2 protein-coding genes are annotated in these 883 nt (G+C 64.9%); both read left to right on the plus strand.

Annotation, left to right across the window (positions count from 1 at the left end; translation table 11 throughout):
• Window positions 1-155: 155 nt before the first annotated feature.
• The gene (locus CEY09_RS31780) at window positions 156-362 is read left to right on the plus strand and encodes a hypothetical protein (protein ID WP_143219607.1); all 207 of its coding nucleotides are present in this window, start codon (window positions 156-158) and stop codon (window positions 360-362) included.
• A gap of 1 nt (window position 363) precedes the next feature.
• Window positions 364-883, plus strand: a 520-nt coding sequence (locus CEY09_RS31785) for a hypothetical protein (RefSeq protein WP_143219608.1), incomplete at its 3' end; no start/stop codon positions are given.

Raw genomic sequence — 883 nt, forward strand, 5'->3', positions numbered from 1 at the left:
CTAAGACAGCTTGAGCGCGACGCCGAAAAGCACCTCGGACTGTACTACGCGGAAGCCTTAGAGATGGCTTACGAGAACATTCGGGATGATGCCCGGAAAGCCGTGCGCGGAGTTCGGTCTATTGCCCAGCAGTCCCAGCGGAAGGAGGCGTGACCGTGAAGAAATTGACGCCCAATCAGCGCCGCGTCCTGGAAAACCTGGCCGCCGGGCGCCGCGCCGACTCCCATTGCGTGGGCCGGTCGGAATTCGGCGGCCTGACCGGGACCATTGCATCACTGCGCCGGGCCGGCCTGATGGATCGGAACGCCATCACGGACGCCGGCCGGCAAGCCATCGCACCGAAGCCCACCACGAAGGAATGACATGACCGACCAGACGAACGCCAAGCCCCTGACGGGCGACGAAATCCGCGCCGCCGTGAAGCACGCGCACAACATGACCGGCCCGTCCGACGCCACCCAGCCCGGCGAGTACGTGCTTGCCGGCGCGCTGGCCCTGCTATCCAAGCTGCGCGCGGAGGGCGTGCAGGCGGGCGATGAGGAATCGCCGCCGATAGCCCCGGACGATGAGGAAATCTCGGAATGCTGGATCATCGCCAGCGATTCGGACGGCATCGCATACGACGGCCGTTCCTTTGAGCGCGGCTATCGCCTGGGTGAAATCGCTGAGCGAGACCGCACTGCCCTGGCAAGCGCCCCTGTAGCCGGGGAGGCGCACACCGCTTTGAATGAATGGTTCGACAAGACCGACTTCATCCAGAAGCAGATCGCGTCCGGCGAGCTGCCCGTGAAGTATCTGGGCTGGCACCGCGCCGACGTGATGCGCGATTTGATCGAGCAGCCTCGCCCCTCGGATGACAAGCTTTGGGATCAGACGCTGGCCG

This window comes from Achromobacter marplatensis, assembly GCF_002209535.1.
Lineage (GTDB): Bacteria > Pseudomonadota > Gammaproteobacteria > Burkholderiales > Burkholderiaceae_B > Achromobacter > Achromobacter marplatensis.